This is a genomic window from Streptomyces sp. NPDC043996, from assembly GCF_056435225.1.
On the sequence record NZ_JBWKEY010000003.1, the window covers coordinates 240,078 to 252,403 of the forward strand.

Annotated in this window: 14 protein-coding genes and 1 tRNA gene; 3 read left to right on the plus strand and 12 right to left on the minus strand. The window is 72.8% G+C overall.

Features of this window, described 5'->3' with window-relative positions; translation table 11 throughout:
* Positions 1–37: 37 nt before the first annotated feature.
* On the plus strand, positions 38–1,390 hold the full coding sequence (locus AC07A4_RS08470; RefSeq protein WP_478594809.1) for a glycosyltransferase 87 family protein: 1,353 nt from the start codon (positions 38–40) through the stop codon (positions 1,388–1,390).
* Here the strand turns inward: AC07A4_RS08470 and AC07A4_RS08475 are convergent.
* From AC07A4_RS08475 to AC07A4_RS08485, 3 genes are all read right to left on the minus strand, one after another.
* Positions 1,369–1,602 (minus strand): hypothetical protein, encoded by a 234-nt coding sequence (locus AC07A4_RS08475; protein WP_016643127.1) that lies wholly within the window; start codon positions 1,600–1,602, stop codon positions 1,369–1,371. The genes AC07A4_RS08470 and AC07A4_RS08475 overlap by 22 nt on opposite strands.
* Before the next feature lie 3 nt (positions 1,603–1,605).
* The gene (locus AC07A4_RS08480) at positions 1,606–1,782 is read right to left on the minus strand and encodes a hypothetical protein (protein WP_478594812.1); all 177 of its coding nucleotides are present in this window, start codon (positions 1,780–1,782) and stop codon (positions 1,606–1,608) included.
* Positions 1,783–1,871: 89 nt separating this feature from the next.
* The gene (locus tag AC07A4_RS08485) at positions 1,872–3,323 is read right to left on the minus strand and encodes an MFS transporter (protein WP_478594815.1); all 1,452 of its coding nucleotides are present in this window, start codon (positions 3,321–3,323) and stop codon (positions 1,872–1,874) included.
* A 94-nt stretch (positions 3,324–3,417) separates the two neighbouring features.
* On the opposite strand from AC07A4_RS08485, the gene AC07A4_RS08490 reads away from it, so the two are divergent.
* Positions 3,418–4,431, plus strand: a complete 1,014-nt coding sequence (locus AC07A4_RS08490) for a helix-turn-helix transcriptional regulator (RefSeq protein ID WP_478594817.1) — start codon at positions 3,418–3,420, stop codon at positions 4,429–4,431.
* Positions 4,432–4,608: 177 nt separating this feature from the next.
* On the opposite strand, the gene AC07A4_RS08495 is transcribed toward AC07A4_RS08490, so the two are convergent.
* The 7 genes from AC07A4_RS08495 to AC07A4_RS08525 all read right to left on the minus strand — a co-directional run bounded on the left by AC07A4_RS08495 (position 4,609) and on the right by AC07A4_RS08525 (position 9,185).
* A tRNA-Ala gene (locus AC07A4_RS08495) sits at positions 4,609–4,681 on the minus strand.
* A 133-nt stretch (positions 4,682–4,814) separates the two neighbouring features.
* Positions 4,815–5,456 (minus strand): histidine phosphatase family protein, encoded by a 642-nt coding sequence (locus tag AC07A4_RS08500; RefSeq protein ID WP_478594819.1) that lies wholly within the window; start codon positions 5,454–5,456, stop codon positions 4,815–4,817.
* Complete coding sequence (gene rsfS / locus AC07A4_RS08505; protein WP_478594821.1) at positions 5,453–5,899, minus strand: ribosome silencing factor; 447 nt, start codon at positions 5,897–5,899, stop codon at positions 5,453–5,455. The genes AC07A4_RS08500 and rsfS overlap by 4 nt, the downstream gene beginning before the upstream one ends.
* Positions 5,900–6,151: 252 nt before the next feature.
* A complete protein-coding gene (locus tag AC07A4_RS08510) occupies positions 6,152–7,951 on the minus strand; it encodes an LCP family protein (RefSeq protein ID WP_478594823.1) in 1,800 nt (599 codons plus the stop codon).
* Positions 7,952–7,967: 16 nt separating this feature from the next.
* A complete protein-coding gene (gene nadD / locus AC07A4_RS08515) occupies positions 7,968–8,618 on the minus strand; it encodes a nicotinate-nucleotide adenylyltransferase (protein ID WP_478594826.1) in 651 nt (216 codons plus the stop codon).
* A gap of 52 nt (positions 8,619–8,670) precedes the next feature.
* A complete protein-coding gene (locus AC07A4_RS08520) occupies positions 8,671–8,835 on the minus strand; it encodes a hypothetical protein (protein WP_478594829.1) in 165 nt (54 codons plus the stop codon).
* Positions 8,836–9,032: 197 nt separating this feature from the next.
* A complete protein-coding gene (locus AC07A4_RS08525; protein ID WP_478594832.1) occupies positions 9,033–9,185 on the minus strand; it encodes a hypothetical protein in 153 nt (50 codons plus the stop codon).
* A 100-nt stretch (positions 9,186–9,285) separates the two neighbouring features.
* Between AC07A4_RS08525 and AC07A4_RS08530 the strand changes: the two genes are divergently transcribed.
* Positions 9,286–10,422 (plus strand): M48 family metallopeptidase, encoded by a 1,137-nt coding sequence (locus AC07A4_RS08530; RefSeq protein WP_478594835.1) that lies wholly within the window; start codon positions 9,286–9,288, stop codon positions 10,420–10,422.
* A 43-nt stretch (positions 10,423–10,465) separates the two neighbouring features.
* On the opposite strand, the gene AC07A4_RS08535 is transcribed toward AC07A4_RS08530, so the two are convergent.
* Complete coding sequence (locus AC07A4_RS08535; protein WP_478594837.1) at positions 10,466–11,530, minus strand: SCO2583 family membrane protein; 1,065 nt, start codon at positions 11,528–11,530, stop codon at positions 10,466–10,468.
* A gap of 120 nt (positions 11,531–11,650) precedes the next feature.
* A complete protein-coding gene (locus AC07A4_RS08540) occupies positions 11,651–12,265 on the minus strand; it encodes an SCO2584 family spore wall biosynthesis protein (RefSeq protein WP_478594840.1) in 615 nt (204 codons plus the stop codon).
* Positions 12,266–12,326 lie beyond the last annotated feature (61 nt).

Sequence of the window (12,326 nt, forward strand, 5' to 3'; positions counted from 1 at the left end):
CCGGGAGGGACGTCCGGGGCCGGTACCGTCCCGCCGCGTGACCGTGCTCGCGCCCCCTGCCGCCCGCCACCGTCTGCCCCTCGCCGCCGTCGGCTGCCTGCTGTCCTTCGCCGCCTTCTGGACCGCCCAGCGCACCGCACAGGTGTCGCTGATCGACCTGATGGTCTACCGCGCGGAGGGCGAGGCCGTGCGCGCGGGCGGTGATCTGTACGCCCTGCGGGCCACCGAGGCGCACCTGCCCATGACGTACCCGCCCTTCGCCGGGATCCTCTTCACGCCGCTGACGCTGCCGGACACGGCCGACCTGAAGACGCTCGCCACGGCCGGGAACCTGCTCCTGCTGGTGGTCTTCGCGTACCTGTGCCTGCGGCTGCTCGAGCAGCAGCGCCACGCGCGCGGGGGCACTCCGTGGGGCCACGCGCGCGTGGAGGCCGCCTTGTGGGTGTCCGCGCTCGCGGTGTGGGCGGAGCCGGTGTGGACGACGCTGCGCTACGGGCAGGTCAATCTGCTGCTCGCCGTCCTGGTCCTTTGGGACCTGACGCGGCGCCCCGGACACCGGTGGGCGGGGGTGGGCATCGGCGTCGCCGCGGCGATCAAGCTCACGCCCGCGCTCTTCGCCGTGTTCCTGCTCCTCGTGGGCGTCGCGGCGGCCGCGCGGCGGGGCGTCTGGCGGCCCGCCGTGCGGCACGCGTGCGTGGCCGCCGGCGCCTTCCTGGGCGCGACGCTGCTCGCGGCGGCCGTGCTCCCAGACAACTCCCGGCGCTTCTGGACCCGGGTGGTGTTCGAGGCGAACCGGGCCGGGCACACGGAACAGACCGCGAACCAGTCGCTGCGCGGGGTGCTCGCCCGGCTGCTGCACACCGATGAGCCGGGTCCGTGGTGGACGGTGGGCGCCGTCCTGGTGTGCGCGGGCGGCCTCGCGGTCGCCGTGGCCGCGGCGGCGCGCGGGGAGCGCGCCTGGGGCGCGGTGGCCTGCGCGGCGACCGCGCTGCTCGTCAGCCCGGTGTCGTGGTCCCATCACTGGGTGTGGTGCGTGCCGATGGCGCTGCTGCTGTGGGCCCGGGCGGCGCGGGGCGGCGGACGGGCGTGGTGGGCGGGGGCGGGCGGCCTCTTCCTGGTGTTCTGCTCGTACGCCCTGTGGTGGGTGCCGCATCGGCCCGGGCGGCCCGAACTCGACCAGAACTTTGGCCAGATGACACTGTCGGCGCTCTATCCGCTGACCGCCGTCGCCTTCCTCGCCGCGGCAGCCGGCGTGTGCGCGGGGCGCGGTCCCAAGCGCGGGGCTCGGTCGAAGGCAGCCTCAGGGACGCGGCCACAAGCACCGTCAGTGGCACCGTCAGGGGCACGGCCGCCCGGCAAGGGCGCGGATCAGGCCGTAGCGAAGGAGTAGAAGCGCTTGAGCGTGCAGTGCTCGTCGAGCAGACGGCCGTAGATCGGCTCCCCTTCGAGCTCGCGGTACGTCTCGATGGGGTCGCCTTTTATGATCAGCGCCCGCGCGCACTCCTCGCACCAGTACTGGTAGTCCGGGTTGACCGGTTCCATGTCGCGGACGATCGGCGTACCGCTGCCGCACCAGTCGCACTTCCGCCTGTGGGCACCCATCGATCAGCTCCAGCTGTGGCCGCAGGCCGTGCACACGTAACTGACTCCGCCGTTGTCACCGAGGACTTGGGCGACGTGGGACGAACCGCAGGAAGGGCAGTTGAGGAGCGTGGCGTCGCCGGACCGTATCTCCGCCACTTCGGGGAGGCGGCCGGCCTCCCCGAGGCTGCTCGCAGGCATCGCGCTCTCCCTCCCGTCGGGTCACCGTCGGCGCACTGGTGCAGTCCCCTTCCGGCCCACCGAATTCTGCCACGACCACGGCGAGCCGGTCAGCGACGCATACGTACCAGTCCGGACACGGCACCGACGGCGGCCAGCGCGGCGAGCGCGTAGGAGCACACCAGGAGCGCGTCCGCCGATGAGTACGCCCCAGAAGCCCCCCGCGACTCAAGCCGACCGAGGAAAACAGCGCCGAAGACGGCGACGCCGGACACCTGGCCGAGCTGGGTGACCGTCGCGAGGAAGCCGCTGGCGTCCGCGGCGTCCTCCGGCCCGACGGTGGCCAGCGCGCGCGTGAGCGCGGGGCTGAAGGCCATCGCCATCCCGGCGCCCGCGCCGACGAGCGCCAGATACAGCCACGGGCCGCCGTCCCGCAGCAGCAGGCCGAAGGCGAGGGTCGACGCCGCGGTGAGCGCGAACCCGCCGGGGACAAGGGCCGGTTGGACGGCCGCGGGCCAGCGCCGCCAGGTCAGGCCGACCACGCCGAAGCACACCGCGGACGGCGCGAACGTCAGACCGGCGCGCAGCGCGCTGTAGCCGAGGCCGCCCTGCACATGCAGGGTGAGCGCGAACAGGAAGCCCGCGTTGACGGCCATGACCGCGCCGACGCGGAACACGGCGAGCGCCATGCCCGGGGCGCGCAGCAGGCGCGGCGAGATCAGGGGCGCGCCGCCGCGCCGGGCCAGGCGCGACTCGTACCCGACGAACACGGCGAGGAGCGCCGCGCAGGCGGCCAGGGACAGCCAGGTCCACAGCGGCCACCCCTCCTGCTCGCCGAGCACCAGCGGCACGGTGAACAGGGACACGGTGGCGCCGAGGAGCACCAGACCCGGCAGGTCCAGGCCGCGCGCGCGGCGCGCGTGCGCGCCGTCGGGCGGCAGGACGCGGGAGGCGAGGACCAGCAGGACCACGCCCACCGGCACGTTCACCAGGAACACCGGGCGCCAGCCCGCGCCGAGCAGGTCGGCGCTGACCAGGACCCCGCCCAGCACCTGCCCGGCGGCGGCGCCGGTCGCGAGGACCGCCGAGTAGGCGCCGAGCGCGCGCACCCGGGCCTCGCCGGTGAAGGTGCGCTGGATGAGGCTGAGCACCTGCGGGATCAGCAGCGCGGAGCCCGCGCCCTGCACGAACCGGAAGGCGATCAGCTGGCCGGTGCTCTGGCTCAGCCCGCAGGCGAGGGAGGCGGCGGTGAAGAGGGCGAGGCCGGTGAGGTAGACGCGGCGGTGCCCGAGCCGCTCGCCGAGCCGGGCGCCGGTGATCAGCAGGACCGCGTACGTGAGGGTGTAGCCCGCGATCACCAGTTGCAGCCCGGCGCCGGAGGCACCCAGGTCGGCGCGGATCGTGGGCGCCGCGACGTTGACGATGAACACGTCGAGCAGCGCCATGAACTGGGCGGCGAGCACGGCCGCGAGGACGCGTCCGGGCCGGATGTCAGTGCCGGGCGCTTTACTGGATATGGGAGTTGAGGCGGGACTCGGTGCCGATGGGGCGGTGGTCGTCATGCCCCTGAGCGTGCCGAGCGCCCGGTACAGGTAGTGAGAGCCCGCGGATGCTGGTACTGACAGCACCTGGCACGGGCCGGGCCCGGCGTCGACGATGGGGGACGTGACGACGATGGACACGACGAGCAGGGTGGGCGGGGCCGCCGCGCCGCCCGGCATCCGGGGCGTGGAGCGCCACCCGGCCGGGGCCGCACGGGGGTCGGTCACCGGCCGGGCGGCGCCCTCGGGCGCTCCCGGGGCCGCGCGGGCCCGGCGTCGCCACGAGCTGGCCGCGTTCCTGCGCGGCCGCAGGGCCCGGGTCACTCCGGCCGACGTGGGCATGCCGCCGGGCCCGCGCCGCCGCACGCCGGGGCTGCGCCGCGAGGAAGTCGCCCAGCTCTCCGGCGTCGGCGTGACCTGGTACACCTGGCTGGAGCAGGGCCGCCCCATCAACGCGTCCGCGCAGGTCCTTGACGCCGTCGCCCGCACGCTGCGCCTGGACAGAACCGAGCGCGAGCACCTGTACCACCTCGCCGAGGTGCCGTACGCCGCGCGGCACGAGGCTCCGGTGCTCACGGTCGGCCCGGAGATCCAGGGCCTCATCGACGCGATGGACCCGCACCCGGCGGTGGTCTACAACACGCGCTACGACATCCTCGCCACGAACCCCGCCTACCGCGATCTCTTCGTCGTCCCGGAGATCGAGGCGATAGGCGTGCCGAACGTGCTGTGGTCGCTGTTCGTGGTGCCCGAGCGGTACTGCCCGCTGGTCTTCAGGGAGTCGGAGCTCCCGGTGATGGTGGCGACGCTGCGCGGGGCGTACGGACGGCACGTGGGCGAGCCCGCCTGGGAGGAGTTCGTACGGGAACTGTCGGCGGCCAGCCCGCACTTCGCGCGGCTCTGGGCGAGCGGGGACGTGGTGCCGCCGGGCCCGCGCGTGAAGACGTTCCGGCACGGCGCGGTGGGCGAGCTGCGGATGACGTCGGTCTCGCTGTCCATCAACGGCATGCCGGACTGCCGGATCGTGGCGTACACACCGGCCGACGAGGAGACGCTGCGGGGGGCGGCCCGGCTGCGGGAGCTGCGGCGCGCGGAGGAGGGGGCGAAGGAAGCCGGGGGCCTGGCCTGACCCGGCGGGCTACGGGCTCGGCCGCCACGGGCTCGGCCGCCACGGGCTCGGCCGCCACCGGCTCGGCCGCCCGGGCTCCGGCGCCCTGGTCCCGGCCGCCCCGGCTCACGCGGGCAACGAAAAAGCCCCGCCCCCTCGACGGGGACGGGACCTCTCTGATGAATCTGATGAATCTTGTGGAGCTAAGGAGAATTGAACTCCTGACCTCTTGCATGCCATGCAAGCGCTCTACCAACTGAGCTATAGCCCCTTGTGTTCTTCCGTTCTTCCCGCTCCGCGGGCCGAACAAGAAGAACTTTAGCCTGCCACCTGCCCGAATGCGAAATCCGGGCCCGGGCCGCGGCCCGGGGCGAAGGCCGACCGCCCCTCGCCCGCCTGGAGGGCTAGTCGTCGTCGCCGAGCACCGGCTCCGGCAGCGTGCCCGCGTTGTGCTCGAGGAGGCGCCAGCCGCGGGCGCCCTGGCCGAGGACGGACCAGCAGCAGTTGGAGAGCCCGCCCAGGCTTTCCCAGTGGTGGGACTCCAGGCCGAGGAGGCGGCCGATGGTCGTGCGGATCGTGCCGCCGTGGCTGGCGACGACCAGCGTGCCGTTGTCCGGGAGCTTCTCGGCGTGCCGCAGGACGATGGGGGCGGCCCGGTCGGCGACCTCGGTCTCCAGTTCGCCGCCGCCGCGCCGCACCGGCTCGCCGCGCTTCCACGCGGCGTACTGCTCGCCGTAGCGCTCGATGATCTCTTCGTGCGTGAGGCCCTGCCAGTCACCGGCGTACGTCTCGCGCAGGCCCTCGTCGTGCGTGACCTCCAGGCCCGTGACGGCGGCGAGCTCGGCGGCCGTGGCGGCGGCGCGCTTGAGGTCGGAGGCGATGATCGCGTCCGGCTTCAGGGAGGCGAGGAGCCGGGCGGCGCGCCGGGCCTGGGACCGGCCCGCCTCGGTCAGCTCGATGTCCGTGGAGCCCTGGAAGCGGCGCTCCAGGTTCCAGGACGTCTGGCCGTGCCGCCACAGGATGATGCGGCAGCCGCGGCTCGTCACCGCAGCTCACCGCCGAGGTCGGCCTCCTCGGCCGCCTGCTGCAGCTTGGCGTGCTCGGCGGCCTTGCCCCGGGTGGCCTTGGCGTCGGCGGGCAGCTCGATCTCGGGGCAGTCCTTCCACAGGCGCTCGAGCGCGTAGAAGACGCGCTCCTCGCTGTGCTGGACGTGCACCACGATGTCGACGTAGTCGAGCAGGACCCAGCGGGCCTCGCGGTCGCCCTCGCGGCGGACCGGCTTGGCGCCGAGCTCCTTGCTGAGGCGTTCCTCGATCTCGTCGACGATCGACTTGACCTGGCGGTCGTTGGGGGCGGAGGCGAGCAGGAAGGCGTCCGTGATCGACAGCACGTCGCTGACGTCGTACGCGATGATGTCGTGCGCGAGCTTGTCGGCGGCCGCCTGGGCGGCGACGGTGATGAGCTCGGTGGAGCGGTCCGTGGCGGTCACTAGAGAGCTTTCCTTCAGACGGGCAAATACTCGACAAGGGTCTCACGGACTGCCGACCGCTCCCCAGACGATTATTCGATCACCGTGCGGGAGGCCCCGCCGCGGACGCTCCGGAGCAGCCGCAGAAGCTCCGGAGCAGCCCCGGGAGCCGCGGGTCAGCCGTCCGGGCGGCCCCAGTGATCTCCGGGGCCGCCCCGCCGCCGGTCGCCCGGCAGCCCCCGCCGCGCTGGCGGAGCGGGGGCTCACTGGGGCTCACTGGGGCTTCAGGGCCTTGTAGTCCCGTCCGAGTTCCACCGAGACGTCCGCGTTCGCCGCCGCCCTGCCCTTGGTGACGGCGGACGCCGGGAGGCCGAGGGTCTTGGCGACCTCCTGTGCCTCCTTCTTCTTCGCGGCGTCGGCGTAGGTGACCCGCGAGGCGGTCGCCGCGGATCCGGTGCCGCCGTCGACGAAGGTGAAGCCGCCGTTGACCAGGGCGATGCGGGCGGCCTCCGAGGCGTCCTCGCCGCCGGTCGCGTTCTTCACGCCGACCCGTACGGCCGCGCCGTGGTCGGGGCTCTTCACCACGCCGCCGAGGACGTTCTTGACGACGCTGTCGGAGGTTTTCTCGGTCAGGGTGCCGTCCTGCCGCACCGGAAGGACGGACGTGGCGTAGTCGCCGCCCTTGGCGCGCTCGGCGAGCTTGGCGAGGAAGGCGCCGAGGTCCTTCTCCTTCAGGGACGGGTCGAGGATCTGCGCGAGCGACTGCACGGTGACCGTCGCGGCCTGCGGGTCGGACGACAGCTTGCGCAGCACACCCCGCATGACCTGCCCGAACCGGTCCAGCTGCGCGCTCTCGTCCTCGCCGGGCGCGCGGTAGGTGGCGTACGCGACGGCCATCGGGCCGCTGAGGGTCTGCTCCTCGCCCTTCTTCACGAGCGGCGCCTCGCCCTCGCGCTTGGCCTTGGGGTCCGGCACGTCGGCGTCGGTGTCGATGTCGATGTTGCCGACGAGTTCGACGAGGTTGTTGAGGAAGGGGGTGTCGAGGCGCCAGGTGCCCTCGACCTTGGTGCCGAGCAGCGTGTCCAACTGCTCGCGGGTGCCGGAGGAGCCGTCGTCGTCGACGGACTTGCCGAGCGTGGTCGTGGTGCCGTCGTCGCCGGTGAGGGCCAGGGAGTTGGGCAGCAGGACGGTGGTGCCGCGCTGGGTGGTGGTGTTGTTCACGAGCAGCGCCGTGGAGGTGCCGCCGCCCTTGGTGTTGTGCAGATGCAGGACGACGACGTCGCGCTTCTGCGGTCCCGTGGCGGCCGGGCCGCCGGACTTGTCCTCCGACTGTCCGGGCAGATCGCCCGCGGCCCACAAGTAGCCGACGCCGCCGACGAGGGCGAGCGCGAGGGCCACGACCAGGATGACGACCCGCGAGCGGCCGCGCCGCTTGGCCTCCTCGCGCCGCTCGGTGCGGCTCTCGGTGAACTTCAGCCAGTCGATGACGTCTTCGGAGTTCTCGTCGGGCTCCTCGATGAACGAGAACTGCTCGGTGCGGTACTCGCGGGGCTCACCGGTGTCATCGCTGGCACCGGTGCCGTGGGGCCCGGCCCCGGCCTGCCCGTCGCGCTCGTCCCGCGCCGCGTCCGCCGCGGGGTGGGCCTGCTGCTGCGGCACCTGCGGCTGGGCCTGCTGTTGTTGCTGCTGCTGCGGAATCCAGCCGGTCTGTTCCGCCGTGTCGTAAGCGGTGCCGTAAGCCGTGCCGAAAGCCGTGCCGCCGTCGTGGGACGTACCGGTGTCGTACGAAGTTCCGGTGGCGTACGCGTCGTACCCCTGCGGATACGCCGAAGCGGCGGCCTGCTGCCCCGCCCCCTGGGCGTACGGGTCATACCCGTACGCCTGCTGCGACTGCTGCGCCTGCGCCTGTGCCTGCTGCTGCCCGGCGTACGTGTCGTACGAGGGAGCGGGCGCCTGCCGGGGCACCAGCTGGTAGACCGGCCGCCCGTACTCGTCGTACCCGACGACCTCGTACTGAGCCGCCGCGTCACCCTCGTACTCGCCCCCGTAAGGGTCGTACTGTCGGTCGTTCACCGGTGCCCCTCTCGGCTCACTCGCCGCGGTACAGCTCGCGCTTGTCGATGTAACGCACCACGCCGTCCGGCACCAGATACCAGACGGGCTCGCCCTTGGAGACCCGGGAGCGGCAGTCCGTCGAGGAGATGGCGAGGGCCGGGACCTCCACCAGTGAGACCCCGCCCTCGGGCAGGCCGGGGTCGGTCAGGGGGTGGCCCGGACGGGTGACGCCGACGAAGTGGGCCAGCGAGAACAGCTCTTCGGTGTCCCGCCAGGTGAGGATCTGGCCGAGCGCGTCGGCGCCCGTGATGAAGAACAGATCCGTGTCGGGGTTGAGGCGGCGCAGATCGCGCAGGGTGTCCGTGGTGTAAGTGGGGCCGCCGCGGTCGATGTCGATGCGGCTGACGGAGAACTGCGGGTTCTCCGCGGTCGCGATGACCGTCATCAGATAGCGGTCTTCGGCGGCCGAGACCTGCTTGTGGCTCTTCTGCCACGGCTGCCCGGTCGGTACGAACACGACCTCGTCGAGGTGGAACTGGGCGGCGACCTCACTGGCCGCCACCAGGTGTCCGTGGTGGATCGGGTCAAACGTTCCACCCATGACGCCCAGACGGCGCTTGGCGGCGCTCGCCGGGCCGGTGCCCGGGCCGCCCCGCGGGCCGGTAGGCATGTCCTGCTCTCCCATGCGTGCAGACACTACCGGCCCCGGTGGACGTCCCCGGTTTCAGCCTTACGGGTCAGCGGTCGCGGTTGAAGCGCGTGGTGATCCACAGGAGCAGGAGGAGCACGACGAGGGCGCCGCCGCCGGTGACGTAGGGGCTGATGCTCGCGTGCTCGTCGACGTGCTCACCTTCGGAGGAGGCGAGGGTGACCAACTGGGCGGCGGTGGCGTGGAGGCTCATCGTCAGCAGGACCTATCCGGTGTGGGATCGGGGTAAAGACTTGGGCACATCGTATGCGGGGCGGGTGCGTGCGGCGACGGCGCCCTGCCGGGGGCTCCCCAAGCCCGCCCCTTCCCGAAACCGGGGGCTCCGCCCCCGGGGCCCCCGTTCATCGGCGCTTCGCGCCTCGTCCTCAAACGCCGGACGGGCTGGAAAACCTACTTGCGGTAGCCGCGCAGCAGCAGCCAGCCCACCAGCACGCAGCCGATGACCATCACGATGAGGACGACGCGCAGCAGGTTGCCCGGGCCCTGCCGGCCGGCCGCCTGGGCGGCCAGGGTGAGGGCGTCGGCTGCGGAGATGTGCTCCATGGCGGGTGGCTCCTTCTGTGTGCTGCCCCGTCACGGTATCTCCGCCTAGTCTTGACCTCATCTCGGGGGCCCGATCGAGACTCGACATGGGGGACGCGGCATGACCAACGGCAGCAACCACGGCGGCACGGGGGACGGGCACGAGCAGGTGCCGAGCCGGCAGCGCAGGCGCTTCCCCGGCATCTCGTCACGCACGTACGAGCACCCGGCGGACCGCTCGGCCCTGGTGGCCCTGCGCAAGCTCAGCGGCTTCGACACGGTCTTCAAGGCGCTCAGCGGGCTGCTGCCCGAGCGGAGCCTGCGGCTGCTGTACCTGTCGGACTCCGTGCGCGTGTCCGACGCCCAGTTCGCGCACCTCAACGACATGCTGCGGGACGCCTGTTACATCCTGGACCTGGAGAAGGTCCCGCCGATGTACGTGACGCAGGACCCGACGCCGAACGCGATGTGCATCGGGCTCGACGAGCCGATCATCATCGTCACGACCGGCCTGGTCGAGCTGCTCGACGAGGAGGAGATGCGCGCGACCATCGGGCACGAGGTGGGACACGCCCTGTCCGGCCACTCCGTGTACCGCACGATCCTGCTGTTCCTGACGAACCTCGCCCTGAAGGTGGCGTGGATTCCGCTCGGTTCCGTCGCGATCATGGCGATCGTGACCGCGCTGCGCGAGTGGTTCCGCAAGTCCGAGCTGTCCGCGGACCGCGCGGGCCTGCTCGTCGGCCAGGACCTCCAGGCGTCCATGCGCGGCCTGATGAAGATCGCGGGCGGCAACCACCTGCACGAGATGAACGTGGACGCGTTCCTGGAGCAGGCCGAGGAGTACGAGGCGGGCGGCGACCTGCGCGACTCCGTCCTGAAGATCCTGAACGTGCTGCCGCGCACGCACCCCTTCACCACCGTGCGCGCCGCCGAGCTGAAGAAGTGGGCCGAGAGCCGCGACTACCAGCGCGTCATGGACGGCCACTACCCGCGCCGCAGCGAGGACAAGGACGCCTCGGTCAGCGACTCCTTCCGGCAGTCGGCGTCGGCGTACGCGGACAACGTCCGCAACAGCAAGGACCCGCTGATGAAGCTGGTCAGCGACATCGCGGGCGGCGCGGGCGACCTCGGCGGCAAGCTGCGCGACCGGTTCACGGGGCCGGGCGGCGGGTCGGGGTCGGGGTCGGGTTCAGGGTCGGGATCAGGGTCCGGCTCGGGGTCCAGCTCGGGGTCTTCCGACGGCGACGACAAGTAGCCCACAGGCCCGCACACCGGCCCCCAGGCGGCTAGCCCCGGCGCTACAGCCGCGGCTGGGCCGCCCGTGCCAGCGTTCCGCACAGCGCGGTCGCGTCGCCCGTCGCGTACGGGTCGGTGCCCGCGGGGCCGCCCGTCGGCGCCTTCTGGCCCGCGAGCAGCGGCAGCAGCCTGCGGGTGGTGTCGGTGGCGCAGGCGAGCGGTCCGGCCTGGACGTACGACACGAGCAGTTCGGCCTGGTGCATGCGCAGGTCGTCGCGGTCGAAGCGGAAGTGCAGCTCGCGGCGGACGGTGAACAGCGAGGCGCGCGCCCGGTCGTCGGCGTTCGCCGGGCGCAGCGCGTAGACGAAGGTGTGGTCGGAGGAGACCTCGAGGGTGTCCTTGTTGGTCTCGTCCGCCCGCAGGGTGCCGTTGACGCGCACGCCCGGGTCGGCGAGCGCCGTCCTCCTCGGGTCGAACCGCACCAGCCAGCCGGTGGGCGCGTGCCGTCCGTCGGCGGCCGGGTGGGTGAAGCTCCGGTCGAACTGGTCGAGTTGGGCCGGGTCGAGCAGGACGCGGGCGGAGCGGACGGCGCGGCCAGTGAGCACGTCCGGGTCGAGCGAGGACTCGACCAGGTAGTCCTTGGCGGTGGACAGGGCGGAGACGACCTGGTCCTCGCTGAAGTGCGCGGTGCGGCGGGCCGCGGGCAGGGTGATGCCGCCCGCGCCGACGCGGAACTGCGCGGCCTGGCTCTTCGCGAACAGGTCGGCGACCTTCTCGGTGCCGGGCACGGCGCCCTGGGGGGCGAGCGGGACGACGGTCATGCGCAGCGGCTCGGGGCGCTGGGCGACGGGGGTGTCGTACGGGTGCCGTACGCCCATGTAGATCGCGGTGCCGAAGGCGACGGCGATGAGGACGACGAGGATCACCACTTGGCGGGAGAGCCTGCGGTGCGCGGTCGGCCTGCGGCGTACGGCGCGCGCGTGCTCCCCCATCCGCTCGCGCGCCGAGAACTCCTGTAATCGCGCGGCGCGCACGAACGACTCGTCGAAGACGACGGATCGGTACTCGTCCTCGCCTCCGGGAACTCCCTCGGGTGTCCCCGCAGGTGGTTCTCCTGGCCCGCCCATACCTTCAGGGTAGGTCTCCGGGACGTGAGGTAAACGCCCTGGTACACGACAACTTCTGACAACTCCTCACGCGCCGTCGCCGGGTGCGGGGCGGGCTTGTGCGGGTGCTCGCGAGGGCCGTCAGGGCGTGCGCGGCTCCGCGGACACGGCGGGCCGGCCGAACTCCGCCGACGCCGAGGGCCCTCCTGCTTCGCCCGCGCCCGTGGTCTGTTCGACCTCGGTGGTCGCGGGCGGGGGTATGCGGTCCTGGCGGCCGCCGGACGCGCCGCGGTAGACCGCGGCGAAGGCGAAGGCGACCATGCCGATGCCCATCAGGAGGGCGAGCATCCAGGCGACGGGGCGGTGCCAGCGGGCGGCTCCGGCGCGGCGGCCGTAGCGCCCCCGGCCGTCCTCGAGGAGGTCGGCGTCGTCGAGGTCGCCGTCGGGGCCGTACTCGCCGTCGGGGCCGAAGGCGCCGTCGTCCGGGCCGTACCCCTCGGGCCCGTACTCGTCGAAGTCGTCGTCGGTGTCCGGGCCCCGGCGGCGGGCGCGGCCGCGGCGGGCCTCTGCCTCCGCCCGGGCCTGCGCGGCGGCCACGAGCCGCTCCACGGCGGTGGGCTCGTGGATTTCCGCGGCCCGCACGAAGTCCTCGTCGAAGACCACGGAGGCGAACTCATCGTCCGCATCCCCGTGGTCGCGGTCGTCGTCGGGCTCTCTGCCGTCCGGAGACGGCATGCCCCCCACGTCCTCCGGCACCCGTCCAGCGTAGACCTGGCGGGGTGGATTTGGGCAGACGGAAAGGGAATTCAGCGGGTGT